The following is a 21,060-nucleotide window of genomic DNA, read 5'->3' as shown; positions in this document are numbered from 1 at the left end:
GTTGACCTCTTAAGATGCAGCCAGGATCTGGCTGACGTAGCGTGCCACCGCGCGCACCGCGCCCATCGTGACCGGGTAGTCCATACGTGTCGGACCCAGCACACCGAGCCGGGCCAGTTGCTTGTCTCCGGAACCGTATCCGGCGACGACGATCGACGTGCCCTGGAGACCGGTATAGGGGTTCTCCGAGCCGATCCGCACCGTCAGCGCCGACAGGTCCGAGGTCTCGCCGAGCAGTCGCATGAGCACGACCTGCTCCTCCAGTGCCTCCAGCACGTCGCGGAGCCCGACGGTGAAGTCGGCTCCCGCGAGGTTGGCGGCCCCGGCGAAAACGATCTTTTCATCATGCCGGTCCACAAGGGACTCCAGCAGCACCGACAGGATCGTGGCCGCGAGCGGCCGGTCCTCCGCCGGGAGTCGTTCGGGCAGGTCGGCGACCAGGTCGGGGACGTTGGTCAGCCCACAGCCGTCCAGGCACGCGTTGAGGACCGCGCGCAGGTGCGCCACGCGGTTCTCGTCGACGACGTCGGGCAGCTCGACCACACGCTGCTCGACCCGCCCGGTGTTGGTGATGAGCACGAACATCAGGCGGCGCTCGCTCAAGGGGACCAGCTCGACGTGCCTGACCTTGGAGTTGGTGATCGTGGGGTACTGGACCACGGCGACCTGCCGGGTCAGCTGTGCCAGCAGCCGCACCGTACGCATGACGACGTCGTCGATGTCGACCGCGCCGGCGAGGAAGGTCTCGATGGCCCTCTTCTCCGCGCTGGACAGCGGCTTCACCTGTGAGAGACGGTCGACGAACAGCCGGTAGCCCTTGTCGGTCGGCACCCGGCCCGCGCTGGTGTGAGGCTGGGCGATGTAGCCCTGCTCCTCCAGCACCGCCATATCGTTGCGGATGGTCGCGGGCGACACACCGAGGTTGTGCCGATCCGCGAGAGCCTTCGAACCCACCGGCTCGTTGGTGGACACGTAGTCCTCGACGATGGCGCGTAGGACCGCCAGCTTGCGGTCGTCAACCAACGTGCTCACCTCCCTACCTGCGCTCGGACGGGAAACGTCAGGTCTGGCACTCTGTGTTCCCGAGTGCCAAGTGTACGGCTCCCGCCCGCGGGGTGCGATAACACGGCACCACGATGACGGAAGCAAGCCATTGTCAAGTCAGCTGCTATCGCTATCCAAGCGGTAAGCGCCACAATCCGGTATATGTCCAATGATTTCGGATCCCCCTCGGGTGACGGCGCCGCGCACGTCCCCGGTCACGGCGCCCCCCAGCAGCCATACGGTCAGCCCTACCAGCAGCAACAGCCCTACCAGCAGCAGGGCGGCCCGACCTACGGCTATCCGCCTCCCGGCTACGGCGCCCCTCATCAGGGCCCGCCGCCGAAGGTGAAGGTGAAGCCGAGTGTCGGCTGGATCGTCGGCGCGTGGCTCGTCTTCGTGCTCAGCGTGATCATTGGCATCGGCGGCTTCGCGGGCGGCATCTTCAGCGCGATCACCGACGCCGCCCCCGCCAGCTCGTTCGGCCCCGGCGAGAAGACGACGGTCAGCCTCGACCCGGCGGACAAGCCCGCCATCTACGTCGCCGCCGCGAAGGGCACCAACTTCGAGTGCCAGATCGAGGGCGACCCGGGGAGCGTCAAGCTCCAGCAGCCGGGCATACAGCAGACCGTCACCGCGAACGGGCAGTTGTGGGAGCTGGCCCTGCGGATCGGGGTCGACAAGGCCGGCGACTACCCGATCACCTGCACCACCTCCGACAACGCGGACGCCAAGTTCGGCGTGGGCAAGGAGATCGCCGCGAACTCGGTGGTCGGCGGCGCGCTCGTGCTGATCGGGGTGCCGAGCTTCGGCTTCCTGCTGGCCGTGATCGTCACGATCGTCGTGCTGGTCAGGCGGAGCGGCGCCCGCAAGCGCCAGGCCGCCGCCGCGGCGGCCCAGTGGGGACAGCCCGGACCGTACGGCAGGTGACGGCGGCTTTTGCTACCGTCCACTTGATCCCCGGCGAGAGAGGGTTGGCGGTCGGTTATGTATGAGCGTGACGTGCTGGCGGGAAACTGGCGGCGCCCCCTGAAGGGGAAGATCCCTCAGGTTCCCGCGGAGCTCGACCTGGTCGTCGAGGACGCGGACAGCGGCTTCTGCGGCGCCGTGGTCGCCTGCGACAAGGAGGCCGTCACGCTGGAGGACCGGTTCGGGCGACGGCGGTTGTTCCCGCTCGAACCCGCCGCGTTCCTCCTCGAGGGCAAGACGGTGACGCTGGTGCGTCCCGCCACCGCGCTGCGGACCCCGAGGCGCTCCGCCTCGGGGTCCATCGCGGTCGAGGGCCTGCGGGCCAGGGTCGCCAGGGAGAGCCGCATCTACGTGGAGGGCGTGCACGACGCCGCGCTGGTCGAGAAGGTCTGGGGACACGACCTGCGCGTCGAGGGCGTGGTCGTGGAGTACCTCGAAGGCGTCGACCACCTGCCCTCGATCGTCGAGGAGTTCGAGCCCGGCCCGGAGCGCCGCCTCGGCGTGCTCGTCGACCACCTGATCGAGGGGTCCAAGGAGAGCAGGATCGCGGCCCAGGTCTCCTCACCCCACGTGCTGATCGTCGGGCACCCGTTCGTGGACGTCTGGCAGGCGGTCAAGCCGTCCGCGCTGAGAATTCCCGCCTGGCCCGCCGTACCGCGCGGCGTACCCTGGAAAGAGGGTGTCATCGCCGCCCTGGGCTGGAATCTGGAGCCCGGCGACGCGTGGCGCCGCGTTCTCGGATCGGTCGCCACCTACACGGATCTGGAGCCGGAGCTCCTCGGCCCGGTCGAGGAGCTGATCGACTTCGTGACCGCTCCCGGCGAGGATGGCTGACCCCGTACCCCGTCAGGAGGGGCCATGAGCGACACTCCAGAGAATCCACCGCGCGAACCCGCCGGAGAGGACCAGGCCCGGGATCCGGACCCGCAGCCCTCAGCGGGGCAGACCCAGCCCGGACAGCTGCGGCATCCGCCGCAGGAGCACACCCAGCCCGGACAGGCAGAGCCGGGCCACATCCAGCCCAGCCAGGAACAACCGAGCTACATCCAGCCCAGCCAGGAACAACCGGGCCACGCCCGGCCCGGTCAGCCCGGCGACAGCCCGTCCGGCTACGCGCAGCCCGGTCACGGCTGGCAGGAGCAAGGCTGGCAGGGGCAGGGCTACCCGCCGCAGGCCGCATCGCCGTACGACCAGGGCGCCTACGGCTACCAGGGGTCGTATCCCCCTCCCGGGTACGGCGCGCCCGGCGGCTACGGCTACCAGACCTTCCCCGGCGCGTACGGCCCGCGCCCCGGCACCGACGACACGACCATGGCGATGCTCGCCCATCTGCTGGGTCTGCTGACCTGGTTCATCGGCCCGCTGGTGATCTACCTCGCCAAGAAGGACGAATCCCCCTATGTGCGGGCCCAGGCGGCTGAGGCGCTGAACTTCCAGCTCACCCTGACGATCGCCTACGTGGTCTCCTGGGTCCTGACCATCGTGCTGATCGGCTTCCTGCTGATGCTGGTGGTCTGGATCGGATCGCTCATTCTGATGATCATGGCTGCCGTCGCGGCCAACCGCGGGGAGAACTACCGCTATCCGATGAACATCCGGTTCGTGAACTGATCGTCACGGCGGACGAGGAGGGCGCGGGTCACCTGGCCCGCGCCCTCAGGACAGGTCAGGTCAGGTCTCGCACCAGGGCATCGGCCAGCAGGCGCCCGCGCAGCGTGAGCACCGCGCGGCCCGCCTTGAACGGTTCGACCTCGAGCAGGCCGTCCGCCAACGCCCTGGCGACGACCGGCGGCTTCTCGATCTCCCTGAGCGGGAACCCCTCGGAGAGCCTGAGCTCCAGCATCAGCCGCTCGACCGCCCTGTCCTGCGGGGTCAGCACCTCGCGCGCGTACGCGGGTGAGACGCCGGAGGCCAGGCGCTCCGCATAGGCCGCCGGGTGCTTGACGTTCCACCACCGGGTGCCTCCGACGTGGCTGTGCGCGCCGGGGCCGACACCCCACCAGTCGCCTCCGGTCCAGTACAGCAGGTTGTGTCTGCAGCGCCCCGCCTGCGAGGTCGCCCAGTTCGACACCTCGTACCACTCGAACCCGGCCTCCGCGAGCATGGCGTCGGCGATGAGGTAGCGGTCCGCGGCCACGTCGTCGTCCGGCATCGGCAGCTCGCCGCGCCGGATCCTGGCGGCCAGCCTGGTGCCATCCTCCACGATCAACGAGTAGGCCGACACGTGGTCGGGCCCCGCCTCGATCGCCGCCGCCAGCGAGGCACGCCAGTCGTCGTCGCTCTCGCCGGGGGTGCTGTAGATCAGGTCCAGGTTGACGTGGTCGAAGCCCGCCTCGCGGGCCTCGGCCACGGCACGCGCGGGGCGGCCGGGGGTGTGGCCGCGCTCGAGCACCCGCAGCACGTGCTCACGGGCGCTCTGCATGCCGAAGCTCATCCGGGTGAACCCGCCGCCGCGCAGCTCCTCCAGGTAGGCCAGGTCGACCGACTCGGGATTGGCCTCGGTCGTCACCTCGGCGCCCGGGGCGAGGCCGAACTCCTCCTCGATCGCCCCCAGGATCCGGACCAGGTCGGCGGCGGGCAGCAGGGTCGGCGTGCCACCGCCGAAGAACACGGTCTCGACCGGCAGGTCCACCTCGCCGAGGTTGGCCCGCGCCCGCCGCACCTCCTCGACTGCGGTCTGCGCGTAGTCCCTCCGCGAGGCGCCCGGACCGAGCTCGGACGCCGTGTAGGTGTTGAAGTCGCAGTAGCCGCAGCGGGTCAGGCAGAAGGGCACGTGGACGTAGAAGCCGAAGGGCCGCTCCCCCAGGCCGTCGAGCGCGCTGTCTGGGAGGCTGCCCGAGGGGGGCACGGGATCGCCGTCGGGAAGTGTGGATGGCACGGCATCAAGTCTGCCGCTCGGGGCGCGATGCCCGGTACGGCGGAGCCGTACGGCCCCGGGGCCGCCCACCGGCGCGTCACGGCAGTGCGGCACGGCGGCGCGGCACAGTGGTGCGTCACGGCGGCCGATGGATGGCCAATGGCGGCGAATCCCCGGCAGACCGTTGACGGGTAGATCACCCAGGTCTACGATCCGGGAAAACTTAAAGGAAAGTTTCCTATAAGTTGTCCCCCCAGGCAACATGGAGAAGCCCGTGCAGAGACTCCTCCGGAACACGCTCGCCGCGGCCCTGGCCGTCGGTCTCACGACGCTGGCCGTACCGGCGCCGGCCCAGGCCCAGACCCACCCGGACCACGGTGACCGCTTCAAGCGGGTCGCCTACTTCGTCCAGTGGGGCGTCTACGGCCGCAATTATCACGTCAAGGACGTCGAGACCAGCGGCGCCGCGGCCAAACTCACCCACATCAACTACGCCTTCGGGTTCGTAAACGCCCAGGGCGAGTGCTACTCCTCCGACGCCTGGGCCGACTGGCAGCGCCCGGTGCCCGCCGAGCAGAGCGTGGACGGCGTCGCCGACGCCGAGGGCCAGGCCCTGAACGGCAACCTGAACCAGCTCAAGAAGCTCAAGGCCAAGCACCCCGGCCTCAAGGCGCTGATCTCCCTCGGCGGCTGGAGCGGCTCGAAGTACTTCTCGGACGCGGTGTTCACCCCCGAGGGACGCGCCAAGCTGGCGGCCTCCTGCGTGGACCTGTGGCTCAAGGGCAACCTGCCCGGCACCGCGCCCGGCACCGGGGCGGGTGTGTTCGACGGTATCGACCTCGACTGGGAGTGGCCGGGTACCGAGGCCAACGAGGGCAACGTCGTCAGGCCGGAGGACAAGCGCAACTTCACCCTGTTCACCACCGAGCTGCGGCGCCAGCTGAACCAGTTCGACCGGCGGAGCGAGCTGACGGCCTTCCTGCCCGCGGGGGCGCCGAAGGTCGACGCGGGCTTCGAGGTCCGCGACGTCTTCAAAAACCTCACCTTCGCCACCGTCCAGGGCTACGACCTGCGCGGCTCATGGGATCCCATCACCGGTCACAACGGCAACCTGTTCACCGACCGGCATGACCCCAACACGGTGAAGTACAGCGTCGACCAGACCGTCCGCGACTACCTGACGCGCGGCGCCCCCGCCAAGAAGATCGTGGTCGGCATCCCGGCGTACGGCCAGGGCTGGACCGGCGTCACGGCAGGCGGCGACGGCCTGTTCAAGGCCGCCTCCGGACCGGCCCCCGGCACCTGGGCCGCTGGAAGCGACGACTACAAGAACCTCGCCAAGAAGCCCGGCAAGCGCTACCGCGACGTGCGGACCGGCGCCAACTGGCTCTACGACGGCAACGAGTTCTGGTCCTACGACGACCCGGCCACGGTGGTCCAGAAGGCGGCCTACATCCGCCTCAAGGGCCTCGGCGGCTCCATGATGTGGTCCATCGACCAGGACGACTCCAAGGGGTCGCTGACCTCCGCGCTCTACAGCGTCCTGCGCTGAGGCGCCCCTCCCAAGACCGGGCGGGGCCGCAGATCCTGGGTCATCGGCGACCCCGCCCGCACCAACCCCTCACACCGCGTCCCCGTCTCCGTGACCTGCTCCGATCACAGAGGCGGGGACGCCCGCTTCACAGCCCTGCCGCAGCGCCCCGCGAGCCGCCTCACGACGCTCGCCGCACCGCCCCGTGAGCCGCCTTCACGACACCTGCTCTACGGCCTCTACGGCCCCGCGACCGCCTCACACGGCGCCACCACCGGTGTACGCCCGGCGGGGTGGGCCATCGGGACTATTTCTTCGACTTGTCCGCCGAGGAGGACTCGGTGGACAGCGCGGCGACGAAGGCCTCCTGGGGGACCTCGACGCGGCCGACCATCTTCATCCGCTTCTTGCCCTCCTTCTGCTTCTCCAGCAGCTTGCGCTTACGGGAGATGTCGCCGCCGTAACACTTGGCGAGGACGTCCTTGCGGATCGCGCGGATGTTCTCCCTGGCGATGACCCGGGCGCCGATGGCGGCCTGGATCGGCACCTCGAACTGCTGCCGCGGGATGAGCTCGCGGAGCTTCTTGGCCATCTCGACGCCGTAGGCGTAGGACTTGTCCCGGTGGACGATGGCGCTGAAGGCGTCGACGGCCTCGCCCTGGAGCAGGATGTCGACCTTGACGAGGTCGGACTCCTGCTCGCCCGCGGGCTCGTAGTCGAGCGAGGCATAGCCCCGCGTACGGGACTTGAGCTGGTCGAAGAAGTCGAAGATGATCTCGCCGAGCGGCATGGTGTAGCGGATCTCGACCCGGTCCTCCGACAGGTAGTCCATACCCTGCAGATTGCCCCTGCGGTTCTGGCAGAGCTCCATGATCGCGCCGATGAACTCCGAGGGGACCAGCACGGTCGCCTTCGTCACCGGCTCGAAGACCTTGTCGACCTTGCCCGTGGGGAACTCGGAGGGGTTGGTGACGGTGATCTCCTTACCGTCCTCCATGACCACCTGGTAGACCACGTTGGGGGCGGTCGAGATGAGCGAGAGGTTGAACTCGCGCTCGAGCCGCTCCCTGACGATCTCCATGTGGAGCAGGCCGAGGAAGCCGCAGCGGAAACCGAAGCCGAGGGCCGCAGAGGTCTCCGGCTCGTAGACCAGGGCGGCGTCGTTGAGCTGGAGCTTGTCGAGGGCCTCGCGGAGCTCCGGGTAGTCGTCGCCGTCGATCGGGTAGAGACCGGAGAAGACCATCGGCTTGGGGTGCTCGTAGCCGCTGAGCGGCTCGGTGGCGGGCCTGGTGCCGGAGGTGACGGTGTCACCGACCCGCGACTGGCGCACGTCCTTCACACCGGTGATCAGGTAGCCGACCTCGCCGACGCCGAGTCCCTTGTCCGCGATCTTGGGCTCGGGGGAGATGACCCCGATCTCCAGGGTCTCGTGGGCCGCGCCGCTGGACATCATCAGGATGCGCTCGCGCTTGCCCAGGTGGCCGTCCATGACCCGGACGTAGGTGACCACGCCACGGTAGGTGTCGTAGACGGAGTCGAAGATCAGCGCGCGGGCGGGCGCGTCGGCCTGGCCGATCGGGGCCGGAACGCTCGCGACGACGTGGTCGAGCAGCTCCCGGACGCCGACGCCGGTCTTGCCGGACACCTTGAGGACGTCCTCGGGCTCGCAGCCGATGAGGTGGGCGATCTCCGCGGCGTACTTCTCCGGCTGGGCGGCCGGAAGGTCGATCTTGTTGAGCACCGGGATGATCGTCATGTCGTTGTTCATGGCCAGGTAGAGGTTGGCCAGGGTCTGCGCCTCGATCCCCTGCGCGGCGTCGACCAGCAGGATCGCGCCCTCGCACGCCTGGAGCGAGCGGGAGACCTCGTAGGTGAAGTCGACGTGCCCGGGGGTGTCGATCATGTTGAGGACGTAGTCGGTGCCGTCCACCTGCCACGGCAGCCTGACCGCCTGCGACTTGATCGTGATGCCGCGTTCGCGCTCGATGTCCATCCGGTCGAGGTACTGAGCGCGCATGGAGCGGTCGTCGACCACACCGGTGATCTGCAGCATGCGGTCGGCAAGCGTCGACTTGCCATGGTCGATGTGCGCGATGATGCAGAAGTTGCGGATCACCGCGGGATCGGTCTGGCCAGGCTGAATGCGCACCGGTGTCCGTTTCGACGGGATTGACGACGATCTACGACTGGCATACCAGTCGTTCTCCATGGTGACATGTCCGGGTGATTACCCGGACCAGAGCACGGCGCGGCCTGCGGTTTTTCGTGGCGGTCGCGGCCCTGCTCCTTGTGCTTCCAGGGGTGGCCGCAGCCACCCTCACGATCCAGTTTACCGGGACACCCGCCCCCTGGGCGAAGAGCACAGGTCATGACGCCCTGTGGCTCGGCCACATGTGGGTCGACGGCCGCAAGAACGCGGCCGATGTGAAGGCTCTGGCCGTACGGCTGCGCAAGACCGGGATCAAGGACCTGTACGTCCACTCGGGCCCGTTCGACCTCGATGGCACGCTTCCCCCCGCGAAGTACTCCAGGGCGGCCGAGTTCCTGAAGGAGATCCGCGCGGAGCTGCCGAAGGTCCGGATCTCGGCATGGCTCGGGCAGAAGGTCGACGGAGGCCTGGACCTCGACGACGCGACCGCCAGGCAGCGCGTGCTGGACGGCGCGCGGGCCGTCATGACCGCCGGTTTCGACGGCGTGCACTACGACTTCGAGCCGGTCGGAGACAGCGACGCCGAGTTCCTTCAGCTGCTCACCGGGACCCGTCAGGTCGTCGGCAAGGGCCTGTTGTCCGTCTCGACGCCCCAGATCGAGCCGTTCCCGCTCACCCGGCCCTTGGCACACGTGGCCATCGGTCACGACAAGTACTGGTCACCGGCCTACTTCACGAAGGTCGCCGCCCTCACCGACCAGGTGGCGATCATGACCTACGACTCCTTCCTCCCCTCCGAGCTGCTCTACGGCGGCTACGTCGTACGGCAGGCGACCCTGGCCCTCGATCTCGTGCCGGAGAACAAGACCGCACTGATCGGCGCCCCCGCCTACCACGACCACGGCCTGTCGTGGGGCGACGCCGCGGAGAGCGTCGCGACCGCCGCGGAGGGCGCCAGGCTGGCGCTGACCTCCCACGGAACACGCCGTGAGCTGTTCGGCCTGGCGCTCTATGTCGACTTCGCGGCCACGCCCGAAGACTGGAAGGAGTACGAGCAGGCCTGGCTCAACCCCTGACCTCCACCACGTCCGCCATCACGTCCGGCCATCACGTCCGGCCACCGCGCCTGGCCACCGCGCCTGGCCACCATGCCCAGCCGCCGCGCCCGGCCTGGCCTTCGGCACCCGGCCCCGCCTCGGATCTTCTCAGGACGACCATGCCGCCGGATCGGAGCGATCACGCCACCGGAATCTTGTCCCGCTCGCGAGGCATCGCCGTAACAGACCACTGAAATCCCCACGCCGCCGGCGATGCACCGCCCCAATCACGATGCAGGCACGGTAAACTGACCGGGCATCCCTCTGTCCAGGCTGTTGATTTGAGCGACCGCCTGGGCAGTTGGTAGCCTATTCAACTGCGTGTGGCGCGCCCTCTCTGCCCGCGCGCCCCACTCCGACGACATTCACCGAGGCTTCTTCGTGGCGAACATCAAGTCCCAGATCAAGCGCAACCGGCAGAACGAGAAGGCCCGGCTGCGTAACAAGGCTGTCAAGTCTTCCCTGAAGACGGCCGTCCGCAAGTTCCGCGAGGCTGCCGACCAGGGCAAGGCCGACGAGGCCGTCGCGCTCATGCGCGCCGCCAACCGTCAGCTGGACAAGGCTGCCAGCAAGGGCGTCATCCACAAGAACCAGGCCGCCAACCGCAAGTCGGCGATCGCCCAGCGCGCTGCCGCCCTGTCGGCCGCCAAGTAATCCAGGGTTCTCCAGGACGCCGCATCCCATCGGGGTGCGGCGTCTTCGCGTTGCCCGCCGTACAACCGGGCGGCCCAACTCCATTCACATCGCCCGCCCGGCCCGGTTCCGCCTCACATCGCCCAGCCGGCTCCATTCGCATCGCATGTCCGGCTGGTTCCGCTTCACACCGCCCGCCCGGGCCGGCCGCCAGCCCCGTGCGCCCAGCACAGCCCCTACGTGCCCGCCCCGGACCCGGCCACCACGCCCCTCCGATGCCCCCGCCCGCGCCCGAGCGCTATTCCAGCCCGCCGAGCAACTGCCTGAGCAGATCACCGAGACGTTCGCGCTCCTCGCCTGACAGCACAGCCAGGACCTCGTGCTGCACCCGCAGTCCCGCGGTCACCGCCTCCTCGACGACCTCCGTCCCCTTGGCGGTCAGGCTGATGCGCAACGCCCGGCGATCATCGGGATCCTGGGCACGAGCCACCAGGCCCACGCGTTCCAGCCGGTCCAGCCGTCCCGTCATGCCGCCCGAGGTCAGCATGAGCGTGGCGGTCATCTCCTTGGGCGACAGCGTGTACGGCTCGCCCGCCCTGCGGAGCGTGGCGAGCACGTCGAACTCACCCCTGCCGATGCCGTACTCCGCGTAGACCGCCGCCATCCGATCGCCCATGAGCCTGGAGATCCGATAGATCCGCCCGAAAACCGCCATCGGCGCCGGCTCCAGATCGGGCCGCTCCCGCCGCCACTGCGCCACGATCCTGTCAACGGGGTCCTCCATCATGGCGACAGCATAGCTTGACGCTAATTAACTTACTGCTAAGTTAATTAGCAACAAGCTTGCTTGAAGGAGATCGCCGTGCCCTCCCCACGCGTCGCCCTCGTCGCCGCCACTGCCTTCGCCCCCACGGTCTGGGGCACCACCTACATCGTCACGACCGAACTGCTTCCACCGGACCGCCCGCTGTTCACCGCCCTGATGCGCGCGCTTCCCGCGGGGCTGCTTCTGGTCGCCGTGACGCACACGCTTCCCCGCGGGAGCTGGTGGTGGCGGGCTCCGGTGCTGGGCGCGCTCAACATCGGGTTGTTCTTCCCCCTTCTCTTCCTGTCCGCCTACCGGCTGCCGGGTGGCGTCGCGGGAGTCCTCGGCTCCATCCAGCCGCTCATCGTCGCCGGGCTCACACGCGCCGTGCTCCGTGAGACCGTCCCGGTTCATCGGGTCGTCGCCGGAATCACGGCCACGGCAGGCATCTCCCTCGTCGTGCTGAGGGCCAACGCGGCTCTCGACGCCACAGGTGTCGCCGCGGGTCTCCTCGCCGCGGCGGGAATGGCCACCGGGGTCGTCCTCACCCGCTCATGGGGAAAGCCTCCCGGCACGAGCGACCTGGCCCTCACCGGCTGGCAGCTCACCGCGGGCGGCCTCATGATCGCTCCGGTCGCCTTCGCCCTCGAAGGCCCGCCACCCCCGTTGGACGGCGCCGCCGCCTACGGCTATGCCTGGCTGGGCCTCATCGGTACGGCTATCGCCTACAGCCTGTGGTTTCGCGGGATCAGCCGCCTGGCCCCTCTGCAGGTCTCCCTGCTCGGCACCCTCAGCCCGCTCACTGCGGCCCTGGCCGGCTGGATCGTTCTCGGCCAGTCGCTGAGCCCGTTCCAGTTCGCCGGTTTCGCACTGGCTCTCGCCGCGACCGTCGCAGGCCAGCTTCCCGCGCCTGGGCGCACCGGCCCCTCCCTGCCCAAGGACACGCATCCGCCACTCACCCGGTCCGGGCGTGGACGAGACACGCCGGACGCCCCCTAACGGCCGGTACGGTTGGCGACGACGGTCTGGATCATGTGCTCCAGCGCATAGGCGGGGTCGGCGCCACCACCCTTGACCTGCTCATCAGCCGTGGCGACTGCCTGGAGCGCACGAGCGATGCCGTCGGGCCCCCAGCCGTTCAGCTGGCGCTGAACCCGGTCGATCTTCCAGGGCGGCATGCCGAGATGGCTGGCGAGCTGCCCACCACGCAGATTACGGGGGGCTCCCCCGACCTTCGCCAGGGAACGCAGACCACCGGCGAGCGCGCTCACCAGCAGGACGGGGGCCGTTCCGGTGGCGAGCGCCCAGCGAAGCTGCTCCAGCGCATCGCCCAGACGGCCCTCGACGGCGGAGTCGGCCACGGTGAACCCGCTGACCTCCGCCCGCCCGCGGTGGTAGCGGGCCACAGCGGCCTCGTCGATGGCCTTGCCCGGCGTGTCGAAGGCGAGCTGACTACAGGCGGCGGCGAGCTCCCTGAGATCGTTGCCCACCGCGTCGAGCAGGGCGGCCGCCGCGTCGCCGCCGATGGTGCGCCCGGCCCGTTTCAGCTCGAACTTGACGAAGGCGAGCCGTTCGGCCGGTTTGGTGATCTTGGTCACGGTGACCACGTGGGCACCGGCCTTCTTGACCCCATCGACCAGGGCCTTCCCCTTGACCCCGCCGGGGTGAACCAGCACCAGCACGGCGTCCTCTGACGGGTTGGCGGTGTAGGAGACGATCTCGGCGATGACATCCTTGACGAGGTCCTGAGCGGAGCGGATCGCCACCACCGACCTGTCGCCGAACAGCGACGGTGAGGTCAGCCGGGTCAGCTCGCCCGGCTCCACCTTCCCGCCTACCAGGTCGTGAACCTCGGCCCCGGGGTCGGCCGCCCGAGCCGCGGCGATCACCTCGCCGACCGCACGGTCCGCGAGCAACTCCTCGTCGCCGACTACCAAGGTCACCAGTGCTGGATCGGTCGCCGCCATGCCCAGCAGCATGCCACGTACCGGCGGTCGAATCGCAATCGACAAGCGATTCGCAATTCATCTGCAGGTGACATGCGGCACACTCTGGATGACCAGAGGAGATGAACCCCGATGAATTCCACCGTCTGCCGTCACACCTGCCCGCACTGTGGCACGGTCCTCGACGAGGGGCCGATCATGTACCGCTGCGCTCCCTGCGGCCGTTCCGTCTATGCCGCCGACGTGGACACCGAGTTCCACCACCCCGCCAAGTCCACCGTCTCGGTATAGGGCGCCTCTCGCGGCTCTTCATCCGCACCGCGGATCGGCCAGAGGCCAGCCGGCTGGATGGAGTCGCGAAGCGGGAAGAGTCCGTAACGGAGTTACGGACAGCCTGACACCGTGGCCACGGCGAACGCGGACCTCGCCCCCGCGGCGAACGCGGACCTCTCGTGTGTTACGGCGGACGCGGAGCTCTCGTGTGTTTTCGTGGAGCGATGACGCGGCGGACCGGACGGCGACACGTGGGAACCGCCTCCGGCGACGTGTGAATTCCCGTGCTTGACGCAACGCGCCTGATCACGGAGGCGTTTTGGCGGCGAGGCGAGGGCGCAGGCGGGAGCTGGATGCCGAACCGGAGCGCCGGTGCCGACAGGAGCGGGAACGATCGAGGCCTGGCGAGCCGCGGATGAAGAACGTTCGAAAGTTGGTTGGCGACCGACGTTCCCGGCTCGCTAGGGTACGGCAAATGATCAGCCCTCGACTCCTTCGTCCTGTACGGCTGACAACTGTGAGGAGCTCGTGATGGACGGGGACTCCGAAGCGGCCGATCCCGAATACGGGCGATGGCACGGCAGCCTGCCGGCGATCGGCGATACGAGCACCGGCAAGGAACTGTTCGTCGAAAAAGACACAATGACCGGCCACAACAAGGCCTCCCGGACAGGAAGAACACACGACAACCAGCCCACATGAAGCCGAAAAAGACATGATGACCCGCCGCATGAAGATCAGGAGACGTGATCGAGCCTGTGCCGACAGACCGACTCCTCTTAGGTTCTTTCCGTCCCGCGGACCGACATCGTGACCGGCGGGACATGGCTTCCGAGGGCCTGCCAAAACGGTCAGGTCGCCTCCACGAGAGGCTTCATTTCCTTGGGACAACGGCCAGTCCCCCCTCCCGGGCGACCACGGCGAGAGTTCCCGACAGGTCGGTCCGGTAGACCCGCATGCCGAGCCCCAGCAACCCGGCCAGGGTGGACGGGGCCGGGTGACCGTAGTCGTTGTCGGCTCCGACGCTGATCAGCGCGGCACGGGCACCGACGGCCGCGAAGAATCCGGGGTCATATCTCGCTGATCCATGATGGGGAACCTTGAAGATGTCGACCCGTGGCAGGCCTTGCCGGAGCAGCTCGGTCTGCGCCTCGGTCTCGATGTCTCCGCTGAGCAACGCCGTTCCGGTCGCCCAGCGCACGTGCACCACGACACTGGCGTTGTTGACGGTCGTTCCCTCACCTCCGCCGGATGGGGAGGCGTCGGCCTGCGGGGCGAGGATCGTGAGCTCGGAAGGGCCGAAGCGCCAGCTCGCTCCCGGCCGTGCCGCCCACTCGACGACCCGGCGACGGGCAAGATCGCCACTTAGCCGGATGCTCTCACGCTCGGCCACTTCGCGCGGGGTGACCACGACCGCCCCAACCGCACGCCCGCGGAAGACCCCGTCCAGCCCTCCGACGTGGTCGAAATGAGGGTGGGTGAGAATGACCAACGGAACCTCCCTGACCCCCATGGATCTCAGACACCGGTCCATCCGCACGGGATCGGGCCCGGTGTCCACCACCACGGCACGCCCCGGCCCCGCGGCGACCAGCAACGCGTCTCCCTGGCCGACGTCGCACGCGACCAGTAGCCAGCCCTCGGGAGGCCAGCGGGTCACAACCGATCCGGCCACGACGGTGACGACGACCGCTCCAGCCGCTGCGGCCGCGACCATCCGGCGCGACCGGCGATGCCTCAGTGCCGGAACGGCGAGCGCGGCCGCCACGGTCAGCGTGACCAGCCCCGCGAGGCCGCCGGGCCATGGGATCACCGCCAGCGGGAGATCGGCCGCGCGCTCCGCCACCTCGACGATCCATCCGGTGGCCAGACCCGCAGGACGGACCAGCAGATGCGCGATCCCCATGTGCAGTGGCGCGGCGAGCGCCGCGACGAAACCGAGCAGGGTCGCGGGTGCGACGGCGGGAGCCGCAAACAGGTTGGCGGGGATCGCCACCGGAGCGATCTGTCCGGACATCAGGACCAGCACGGGAGTAACGGCGATCTGAGCCGCCGCGGGCACCGCGATCGCCTCCGCCAGCCAACGGGGCAGGCGTGTGGCGAAGCGATCCCGCCAGCGCGGGGCGAGAACCAGAATGCCTCCGGTGGCGCAGACCGACAGAGCGAAGCCGTAGGACCGTGCGAGAGCGGGATCGAAGAGGACCAGCCCCAGAACGGTCACCGACAGGGCCGCGACACCGTCACGCGAGCGGCCCGTACTGAGTGCCACCGCGGTGACGCTTCCCATGAGCAGGGCGCGGAGCACACTGGGCGACGGGCGCGCGACGACCGCGAAGGAAAGCATGGCGAGCACCGCCAGCGCTCCTCTGGCCGCGAGGGGAAGTCCTACGCCCCGGGCCAGCGCGACAGCCGCCCCGGCGACGACCGCGAGGTTGGCACCGGAGACCGCGGTGAGATGGCTGAGCCCTGCCTGCTTGAAATCAGCTCTGACCTGCTCGTCCATCCGGGACATGTCACCGACGACCAGAGCCGGCAACAGGCCGCGTTGAGCCGGTGGCAGCACGGCCGCCGCCTCACGCAAACCCGCGCGAAGCACTCCTGCCACGCGTTGGATCCACGATGGCCCGCTCAGGATCCGGGGTGGCCCGCGCACCAGAACCACAGCGGCGAGCAGCTCACCCGGATCAGCCGGGCCGAACCGCCCCCGGACGGCTATCCGCTGACTGGGCAGCAGTGACCGCCACTCTTCTCCCGACGCGAGCAGCATCACCGAAGCCCGCAACGCCACCCTGCCCGCCACTCCAGCGGCTCCGTCGCCCTCCGCACGCTCAGCCGCCGCTTTGTCGACCGCTCTGTCGGCTTCTGTCGTGCCCGCCGTCATGCCCTCGGCTTTCTCGGCCGCTGAGGTCGGCACCATCTCGACCACTTCGATTCGTGCGGGCACCACGAAACTCTTTCTCCGCGAGAGCCCTCCGTGCTGGACCAGCTCCCGGGGGTCATCCGTCACCACCGCCTCCACCATCGCCGAAGCCCGTCTGTCGACCAGCTCGGCCACCGGTCCTGTGTCGGCGGCATGCACGTGGAAAGCCACCGTGCCAGCCACGGCCGCCACGCACACCAGAACGGCGAGCGCCGCGTTTCCCCAGCCCGCACGTCTCTCGGCGCGGACTGTCACCATCACCAGGAGCGCACCGCCGGCAGCGATCACCGCTCCCCAGGCCCCCACGAAAGCGGGACAGCCCAGGAGAACAAGAGCGGTGGCCCACGATGCGAGAGCGGGCAGAACCAGATGAAGTGCGTAAGCTCGCACGCCTGGCCGGGGCAAGCCGTCCCCATCGTGAGGAGAGGCACCATCACGGCGAACAGGGCCATCCTCCTCACGAGGAGAAGCGGCATCGCGGGGAGAAGCGGCAACGCGGGGAGAAGCGGCAACGCAGGGAGAAGCGGCAACGCGGCGAACAAGGCCAGCGCCCTCGCGAAGAGGGTCTCCGTCATGGACAGCAGGGGAACCGGTGCGGCCCACGCCGGATGCTCCGAGACGGCTCATGACCGCGGCCGGACCAGGTTCCCGGTCACCGGGCCACACTCCTTACTTCTTACTCGGGGACCGCATAGGTTCCTATGAGAGGGACTCGGCGGAGGCCGGGGTCACACGCGGACCTTGTCTTTCAGCTCGGCGTATTTCCGATCACCGATGCCGCTGATCTCCCGTAGTTGTCCGACGTCGCGGAAGCCCCCGTGGCCGTCGCGGTACTCGGTGATGCGACGGGCCAGCACCTCGCCAACGCCCGGCAGCTGTTCCAGTTGCTGCGAGGTCGCGCTGTTGAGGTCGAGGACGACTGTCGCGGGATCGATCGGGGCAGGTGCGGTCATGCCGGCGGGCCCATGGGCTCCGACGACGATCTGCTCGCCGTCGACGAGCTTACGGGCGAGGTTGAGAGCACCGATTGTGGAGCCCGCGCGCGCACCCCCCGCGGCTCTGAGCGCGTCGGTGACACGGGAGCCGCCGGGCAGAGTGACCACACCCGGATGGCGGACCTTGCCGGTGACGTGGACGGTGACCTCGAACGTGGCCCCGCCCGCGGCTGTGGGCTGCGCCGAAGAGCGGGGTGACGACATCGGAGGTGCCGGGAGAGGGGAGCCTGAGACCGGCACGGGCGGAGCGAGGGGCTCAGGCTCCGGCCGGGATCGCCAGAAGTGGACCCCTGCCGCGATCGCCGCGACGAGGGCGATGAGGACGAGCACACGCAGTCCCGGGCGGCTGACGCCGAACAGCGGGCCCTGAGCGGCGACGGCCGAACGGAGGGCTTCGAACGAGGGCGGGACAGGGGCGGAACGAATCCAGCCCGCGGGAGCGGCGGAACGGCCTGAATCCCCGGTGGCCCGCCGGCTGTCCGGGTCGTCCTGGTCGGCTGAGCCAGGGGACAAATCGGAGCCTCCGGGAACGACGGGGCTGCCCGGGTGGGGCGGGCTCGGGTGAGGCTGGGTCGGACGGGGCGGGCTGTCAGGACGGGCGGGGGCATGGCGAACACGAGGGACGCCCTGGCTGAAAAGATCGATGAGGTGAGAAGGGACATCTGGGCCGCCAGAGTCGATGGGACGGGAAGGAGTGTCATGGGCGAGCGGAGGTGCCGAGGAGCGTAGGCCGGCCGGGAGGGCGGGACGAGCCGAGTGGACCAGGCGTGCCGGGAAGGGAGCCGAATCGGGGACGTCGAGCGCCGTCAGCAGCCGTAGCCGTGACTCGGCTCGTAACCGCTCGGTGGCCTGATCTGTGGTCCGCACGCACAGGACGTTAGGGCGATGGCACAGCACGCCCATCCGCCGAACACGGTTCTGTGGAAAACCCGGTGACCTTACGGCCTGGCTGTGGACAACCGCCCTGTCCAGACCGTCTTCGACGCACGACGTGCGGCACGAAGCACAGGCTGACGTCAATGCGGCGACAACACTTTGAGGGCAGGGCCTACCCTGCGCCAGGCCGCGCGAGTGACCCGGCGAGAAGCCGCTCCTCCACTGGGAAGAGGGGGACCGCGACTCGGTGCGCCGACAGGTCCGCGCGTGCCGTCAGGTCCGTTCAGTCCGCGGACAGGCCCGCGGCGGTCCATCCGGGATCACGGAAGCGGGGGGTCAACGACCCCGTCACCGGTTCCTCACCGCAGGCATGGCAGACGAGGACGGGATCGAGGTCAGCACCGCAGGAGTGCTTCCACACGACAGGAGGCCTGTCCACGAGGTGACGGTTGCCCCACTTCATCAGCGCCAGCAGAACCGGCCGCAGCTCGCGTCCGGCGTCGGTGAGGTGGTACTCGAAGCGCGGCGGGCGCTGGCTGTACGGCACTTTCTCGAGCACTCCCGCTTCGACGAGATGGCGAAGCCGTGCCGTCAAGATGTCCCGTGGCGCTCCGATGTTACGGATCATGGCGTCGAAGCGGCGGACGCCGAAGAAGACCTCGCGAAGCACCAGCAGGGAGTACTTCTCGCCGACGACACCAAGGGCGTCGGCGATCGAGCATTGGCGTCGCGTCATGGATCCACCGTAAGGCAGTCCGTTTGCTTATCCAACGCGCTGAGACGATGCGCGTGGGCGTCCCCACGCCTCTCAAAGACGCCGGAGGGCGCGGCCGGACCGACAGGGGAGGCGGCCGGACCGGGGAGACGGTCAGACCGAGCATGCCGGGCCCGTGCGTGCCGACGATCTCGGCGGGGACCCCAAGTCTCCGGTACGGGCCGCCTCCGCCGTGATCCCCAGACGGGCGTGCTCCCGGGCGGGAGATCACCCGTGCGGGAGACACGCGACAGAGCCCATGACAATGACGACGGGTGGCGGCATGGCCGGAGATCGTCCGGTTGAACTCACCTCGTCAGAGGTGAGGTCACCATCGTGTCACTCTGCGCGCCGTGGAATCAGGGCCTACTGGATGGGGGTTCCTCCACGCCAGACTCGGCGGGGCTTGAGGCCGAACGCCCAGGCGAAGGCCCCTTCGTGGTCGGCGTCCCACTGGACGATGTCGGCCAGCCTGCCGGGAGCGAGGACACCGCGGTCGGGAACGCCGAGCACGGTCGCGCCACCGAGCGTCGCGGCGCGAAGCGCGTCGCCGACGCTCATCCCGAAGGCCGCCACAGCGAGACTGATGACCAGGGACATCGAGGTGATCCCGCAGTGACCCGGGTTGTGGTCGCTGCCGAGCGCCACGGTGACGCCCTGGGCAAGCATGCGCCTGACCGGTGGCAGGCTGCCGCGCTGAAGCGCGGTTCCCGGGCAGACGACCGCGGGCACGCCGTACCGGGCCAGGATCGAGATGTCCTCGTCCGAGGTGTTGTGGAGCAGGTCGGCCGAAGCACAGCCGAGTTCGGCGGCGAGCTGGACCGCGCCGCGACGGCTGTAGGCGCCGGCGTGCACGCGCGGCAGCAGGCCGACGTTGCGGCCCGACGCCAGGACCCAGCGGGCCTCGTCGGTGGTGAAGTGACCCTCGTCGCAGTAGACGTCGACGCTGTCGGCTCCGGCCGCGGCCGCGTCGGCGCACCAGGCGCCAACGGCCTCGACGTAGTCGCGCTGACGACCGAAGTACTCCGGCGGGACGACGTGCGCGGCGAGGAAGGTGACGTGCACGCGCGGCATCATCGGCTCTTTCTCGAGCTCGCGCAGCAGCCGCACGTCGGCCAGCTCGCCGTCGCGGGTGAGGTGGTAGCCGGTCTTGGCCTCGACGGTGGTGGTGCCGCTGAGCAACCACTCGCGCAGACGCTCACGAACACCGTTGCACAGGGTCCACGGATCGGTGCCGCGGGTCACCGTGACGGTCGAGCCGATGCCGCCTCCAGCCGCGGTGATCGCGGACGGGGTGGAGCCGCCGGAGCGCATGGCCATCTCGGCGTAGCGGTTGCCCGCGTAGACCGGATGGGTGTGGGCGTCGATCAGGCCGGGCGTGACCAGCGCGCCACCGAGGTTCTCGACGTGGTCGACGTCGACGATGTCGTCGACCACCCCGGGCACGCTCTGTGGCAGGTCCGCCGCTCGCCCGACCCAGGCGATCCGGTCGTTGTGCACCAGGATCGCGGCATTGCTGCACACATCGTTACCGGTCCAGAGCCGGCCGATGTTGGTCAGAAGGCGGACCGTCATCGCATCACAGCCTTGCACGCAGGGAAAGACGTCGGAAGGGAGACCATTTCCTGAGACGGCACATCGACCCAGCCAGCGCGAGACGCCATGCCCGCTGGGTTCGCTGTGAGTCCGGACGACATCGGGGGTCTCCTGCTCTCATCCGCATATCGTTGTGCGGCGACAGTATCGCCGAGATCATGATCAGGCGATTTCAGTTCAGTTACGTTATTTCACAAGTGAGCTCGCTGTACAGGCTAATTGGGAAGAACGCCGCTTCACCGTGACCACACCAGCCTCACCGGTTCCGCGGCCGCACGCGACCCGAACATGTTTTCACAGCTCAAGCCACTTCTTTCCCACCTACATCAGCGGCCGCCAGGACAACTTGCGCCCCAACATCTCGCTGGATTTGCCTTATGGTAGCAATCCAAACCTTGGCCGACCACTGTCGCTTTTGGGGCTTTTGTACGATTTCAATCGCCGCCAGTGCATCCCATAAAGCCGCATCACGGCAAGTCTTTCGATTGAAACGCCACACGCCATCTATCTAGGCTGTTGAAAGTCAAGAAACAGGTCACGGTCCGTACCGGCCCGGCGACGGTATGCAGGATCCCGAGTAGACCAGAACCCGGCTCCGAACCGGGTCGGAGACACGGG

The 21,060-nt window shown here is 68.9% G+C and carries 19 protein-coding genes; 9 read left to right on the top strand and 10 right to left on the bottom strand.

Going from position 1 to position 21,060, the window contains the following annotated elements:
• Positions 1 to 9: 9 nt before the first annotated feature.
• A complete protein-coding gene (hrcA, locus tag AB0395_RS16390; protein ID WP_366281379.1) occupies positions 10 to 1,023 on the bottom strand; it encodes a heat-inducible transcriptional repressor HrcA in 1,014 nt (337 codons plus the stop codon).
• 183 nt (positions 1,024 to 1,206) lie between these two features.
• On the opposite strand from hrcA, the gene AB0395_RS16385 reads away from it, so the two are divergent.
• Genes AB0395_RS16385 through AB0395_RS16375 form a run of 3 tightly spaced genes read left to right on the top strand, consistent with a single transcriptional unit; the run spans position 1,207 to position 3,621 of the window.
• On the top strand, positions 1,207 to 1,971 hold the full coding sequence (locus AB0395_RS16385; RefSeq protein ID WP_366281300.1) for a hypothetical protein: 765 nt from the start codon (positions 1,207 to 1,209) through the stop codon (positions 1,969 to 1,971).
• A 57-nt stretch (positions 1,972 to 2,028) separates the two neighbouring features.
• Positions 2,029 to 2,844: a DUF3097 domain-containing protein gene (locus AB0395_RS16380; protein ID WP_366281298.1), complete on the top strand. Its 816-nt coding sequence runs from the start codon at positions 2,029 to 2,031 to the stop codon at positions 2,842 to 2,844.
• Positions 2,845 to 2,868: 24 nt separating this feature from the next.
• Entirely contained in the window at positions 2,869 to 3,621 is a 753-nt protein-coding gene (locus tag AB0395_RS16375; protein WP_366281296.1) for a DUF4870 domain-containing protein, read from the top strand.
• Positions 3,622 to 3,676: 55 nt separating this feature from the next.
• Here AB0395_RS16375 and hemW read toward each other — a convergent pair whose 3' ends face one another.
• Complete coding sequence (gene hemW, locus AB0395_RS16370; protein WP_366281294.1) at positions 3,677 to 4,888, bottom strand: radical SAM family heme chaperone HemW; 1,212 nt, start codon at positions 4,886 to 4,888, stop codon at positions 3,677 to 3,679.
• 253 nt (positions 4,889 to 5,141) lie between these two features.
• On the opposite strand from hemW, the gene AB0395_RS16365 reads away from it, so the two are divergent.
• A complete protein-coding gene (locus AB0395_RS16365; protein ID WP_366281292.1) occupies positions 5,142 to 6,419 on the top strand; it encodes a glycoside hydrolase family 18 protein in 1,278 nt (425 codons plus the stop codon).
• A gap of 286 nt (positions 6,420 to 6,705) precedes the next feature.
• On the opposite strand, the gene lepA is transcribed toward AB0395_RS16365, so the two are convergent.
• Positions 6,706 to 8,547, bottom strand: a complete 1,842-nt coding sequence (gene lepA / locus AB0395_RS16360; protein ID WP_366281290.1) for a translation elongation factor 4 — start codon at positions 8,545 to 8,547, stop codon at positions 6,706 to 6,708.
• 74 nt (positions 8,548 to 8,621) lie between these two features.
• Here lepA and AB0395_RS16355 point away from each other — a divergent pair, with 74 nt between their 5' ends.
• Entirely contained in the window at positions 8,622 to 9,623 is a 1,002-nt protein-coding gene (locus tag AB0395_RS16355) for a hypothetical protein (protein ID WP_366281288.1), read from the top strand.
• A gap of 402 nt (positions 9,624 to 10,025) precedes the next feature.
• Complete coding sequence (gene rpsT / locus AB0395_RS16350; RefSeq protein ID WP_366281286.1) at positions 10,026 to 10,298, top strand: 30S ribosomal protein S20; 273 nt, start codon at positions 10,026 to 10,028, stop codon at positions 10,296 to 10,298.
• A gap of 277 nt (positions 10,299 to 10,575) precedes the next feature.
• On the opposite strand, the gene AB0395_RS16345 is transcribed toward rpsT, so the two are convergent.
• Complete coding sequence (locus tag AB0395_RS16345; protein WP_366281284.1) at positions 10,576 to 11,064, bottom strand: MarR family transcriptional regulator; 489 nt, start codon at positions 11,062 to 11,064, stop codon at positions 10,576 to 10,578.
• Positions 11,065 to 11,139: 75 nt separating this feature from the next.
• Here AB0395_RS16345 and AB0395_RS16340 point away from each other — a divergent pair, with 75 nt between their 5' ends.
• Positions 11,140 to 12,081 carry an EamA family transporter gene (locus tag AB0395_RS16340; RefSeq protein WP_366281282.1) on the top strand — a complete coding sequence of 314 codons (942 nt, stop codon included), beginning with the start codon at positions 11,140 to 11,142 and terminating at the stop codon, positions 12,079 to 12,081.
• Here AB0395_RS16340 and holA read toward each other — a convergent pair.
• Positions 12,078 to 13,061 carry a DNA polymerase III subunit delta gene (holA, locus tag AB0395_RS16335; protein ID WP_366281280.1) on the bottom strand — a complete coding sequence of 328 codons (984 nt, stop codon included), beginning with the start codon at positions 13,059 to 13,061 and terminating at the stop codon, positions 12,078 to 12,080. The two genes, AB0395_RS16340 and holA, sit on opposite strands and share 4 nt — an antisense overlap.
• 99 nt (positions 13,062 to 13,160) lie before the next feature.
• Here holA and AB0395_RS16330 point away from each other — a divergent pair, with 99 nt between their 5' ends.
• Together AB0395_RS16330 and AB0395_RS16325 are read left to right on the top strand one after the other, a co-directional pair.
• A complete protein-coding gene (locus AB0395_RS16330; RefSeq protein ID WP_366281278.1) occupies positions 13,161 to 13,319 on the top strand; it encodes a hypothetical protein in 159 nt (52 codons plus the stop codon).
• 513 nt (positions 13,320 to 13,832) lie between these two features.
• The gene (locus AB0395_RS16325; RefSeq protein ID WP_366281276.1) at positions 13,833 to 14,003 is read left to right on the top strand and encodes a hypothetical protein; all 171 of its coding nucleotides are present in this window, start codon (positions 13,833 to 13,835) and stop codon (positions 14,001 to 14,003) included.
• A gap of 172 nt (positions 14,004 to 14,175) precedes the next feature.
• Here the strand turns inward: AB0395_RS16325 and AB0395_RS16320 are convergent, their stop codons facing one another.
• The 5 genes from AB0395_RS16320 to hutI form a co-directional block, all read right to left on the bottom strand.
• Complete coding sequence (locus tag AB0395_RS16320; RefSeq protein ID WP_366281274.1) at positions 14,176 to 16,509, bottom strand: ComEC/Rec2 family competence protein; 2,334 nt, start codon at positions 16,507 to 16,509, stop codon at positions 14,176 to 14,178.
• Entirely contained in the window at positions 16,506 to 16,796 is a 291-nt protein-coding gene (locus tag AB0395_RS16315) for a hypothetical protein (RefSeq protein WP_366281272.1), read from the bottom strand. Before AB0395_RS16315 ends, AB0395_RS16320 begins: the two co-directional genes overlap by 4 nt.
• Before the next feature lie 153 nt (positions 16,797 to 16,949).
• Positions 16,950 to 17,729, bottom strand: a complete 780-nt coding sequence (locus AB0395_RS16310) for a ComEA family DNA-binding protein (RefSeq protein WP_366281270.1) — start codon at positions 17,727 to 17,729, stop codon at positions 16,950 to 16,952.
• Positions 17,730 to 18,375: 646 nt separating this feature from the next.
• On the bottom strand, positions 18,376 to 18,828 hold the full coding sequence (locus AB0395_RS16305) for a helix-turn-helix domain-containing protein (protein WP_366281268.1): 453 nt from the start codon (positions 18,826 to 18,828) through the stop codon (positions 18,376 to 18,378).
• Between the two features lie 384 nt (positions 18,829 to 19,212).
• A complete protein-coding gene (gene hutI / locus AB0395_RS16300; RefSeq protein WP_366281266.1) occupies positions 19,213 to 20,421 on the bottom strand; it encodes an imidazolonepropionase in 1,209 nt (402 codons plus the stop codon).
• Between the last annotated feature and the right edge of the window lie 639 nt (positions 20,422 to 21,060).

Origin of the sequence: Streptosporangium sp. NPDC051023 (assembly GCF_040689595.1) — a bacterium.
Lineage (GTDB): Bacteria > Actinomycetota > Actinomycetes > Streptosporangiales > Streptosporangiaceae > Streptosporangium.
The sequence above is the reverse complement of the archived record's forward strand: the minus strand, read 5'-3'. Positions and strand labels throughout refer to the sequence as shown.

Bases quoted from the DNA above. Each gene is read 5' to 3' on its own strand.
- AB0395_RS16375 (WP_366281296.1), top strand. From the start codon at position 2,869: ATGAGCGACACTCCAGAGAATCCACCGCGCGAACCCGCCGGAGAGGAC.
- AB0395_RS16325 (WP_366281276.1), top strand. From the start codon at position 13,833: ATGGACGGGGACTCCGAAGCGGCCGATCCCGAATACGGGCGATGGCAC.
- AB0395_RS16315 (WP_366281272.1), bottom strand. From the start codon at position 16,796: ATGACGGAGACCCTCTTCGCGAGGGCGCTGGCCTTGTTCGCCGCGTTG.
- AB0395_RS16385 (WP_366281300.1), top strand. From the start codon at position 1,207: ATGTCCAATGATTTCGGATCCCCCTCGGGTGACGGCGCCGCGCACGTC.
- holA (WP_366281280.1), bottom strand. From the start codon at position 13,061: ATGCTGCTGGGCATGGCGGCGACCGATCCAGCACTGGTGACCTTGGTA.
- hutI (WP_366281266.1), bottom strand. From the start codon at position 20,421: ATGACGGTCCGCCTTCTGACCAACATCGGCCGGCTCTGGACCGGTAAC.
- AB0395_RS16305 (WP_366281268.1), bottom strand. From the start codon at position 18,828: ATGACGCGACGCCAATGCTCGATCGCCGACGCCCTTGGTGTCGTCGGC.
- AB0395_RS16380 (WP_366281298.1), top strand. From the start codon at position 2,029: ATGTATGAGCGTGACGTGCTGGCGGGAAACTGGCGGCGCCCCCTGAAG.
- AB0395_RS16345 (WP_366281284.1), bottom strand. From the start codon at position 11,064: ATGATGGAGGACCCCGTTGACAGGATCGTGGCGCAGTGGCGGCGGGAG.
- AB0395_RS16330 (WP_366281278.1), top strand. From the start codon at position 13,161: ATGAATTCCACCGTCTGCCGTCACACCTGCCCGCACTGTGGCACGGTC.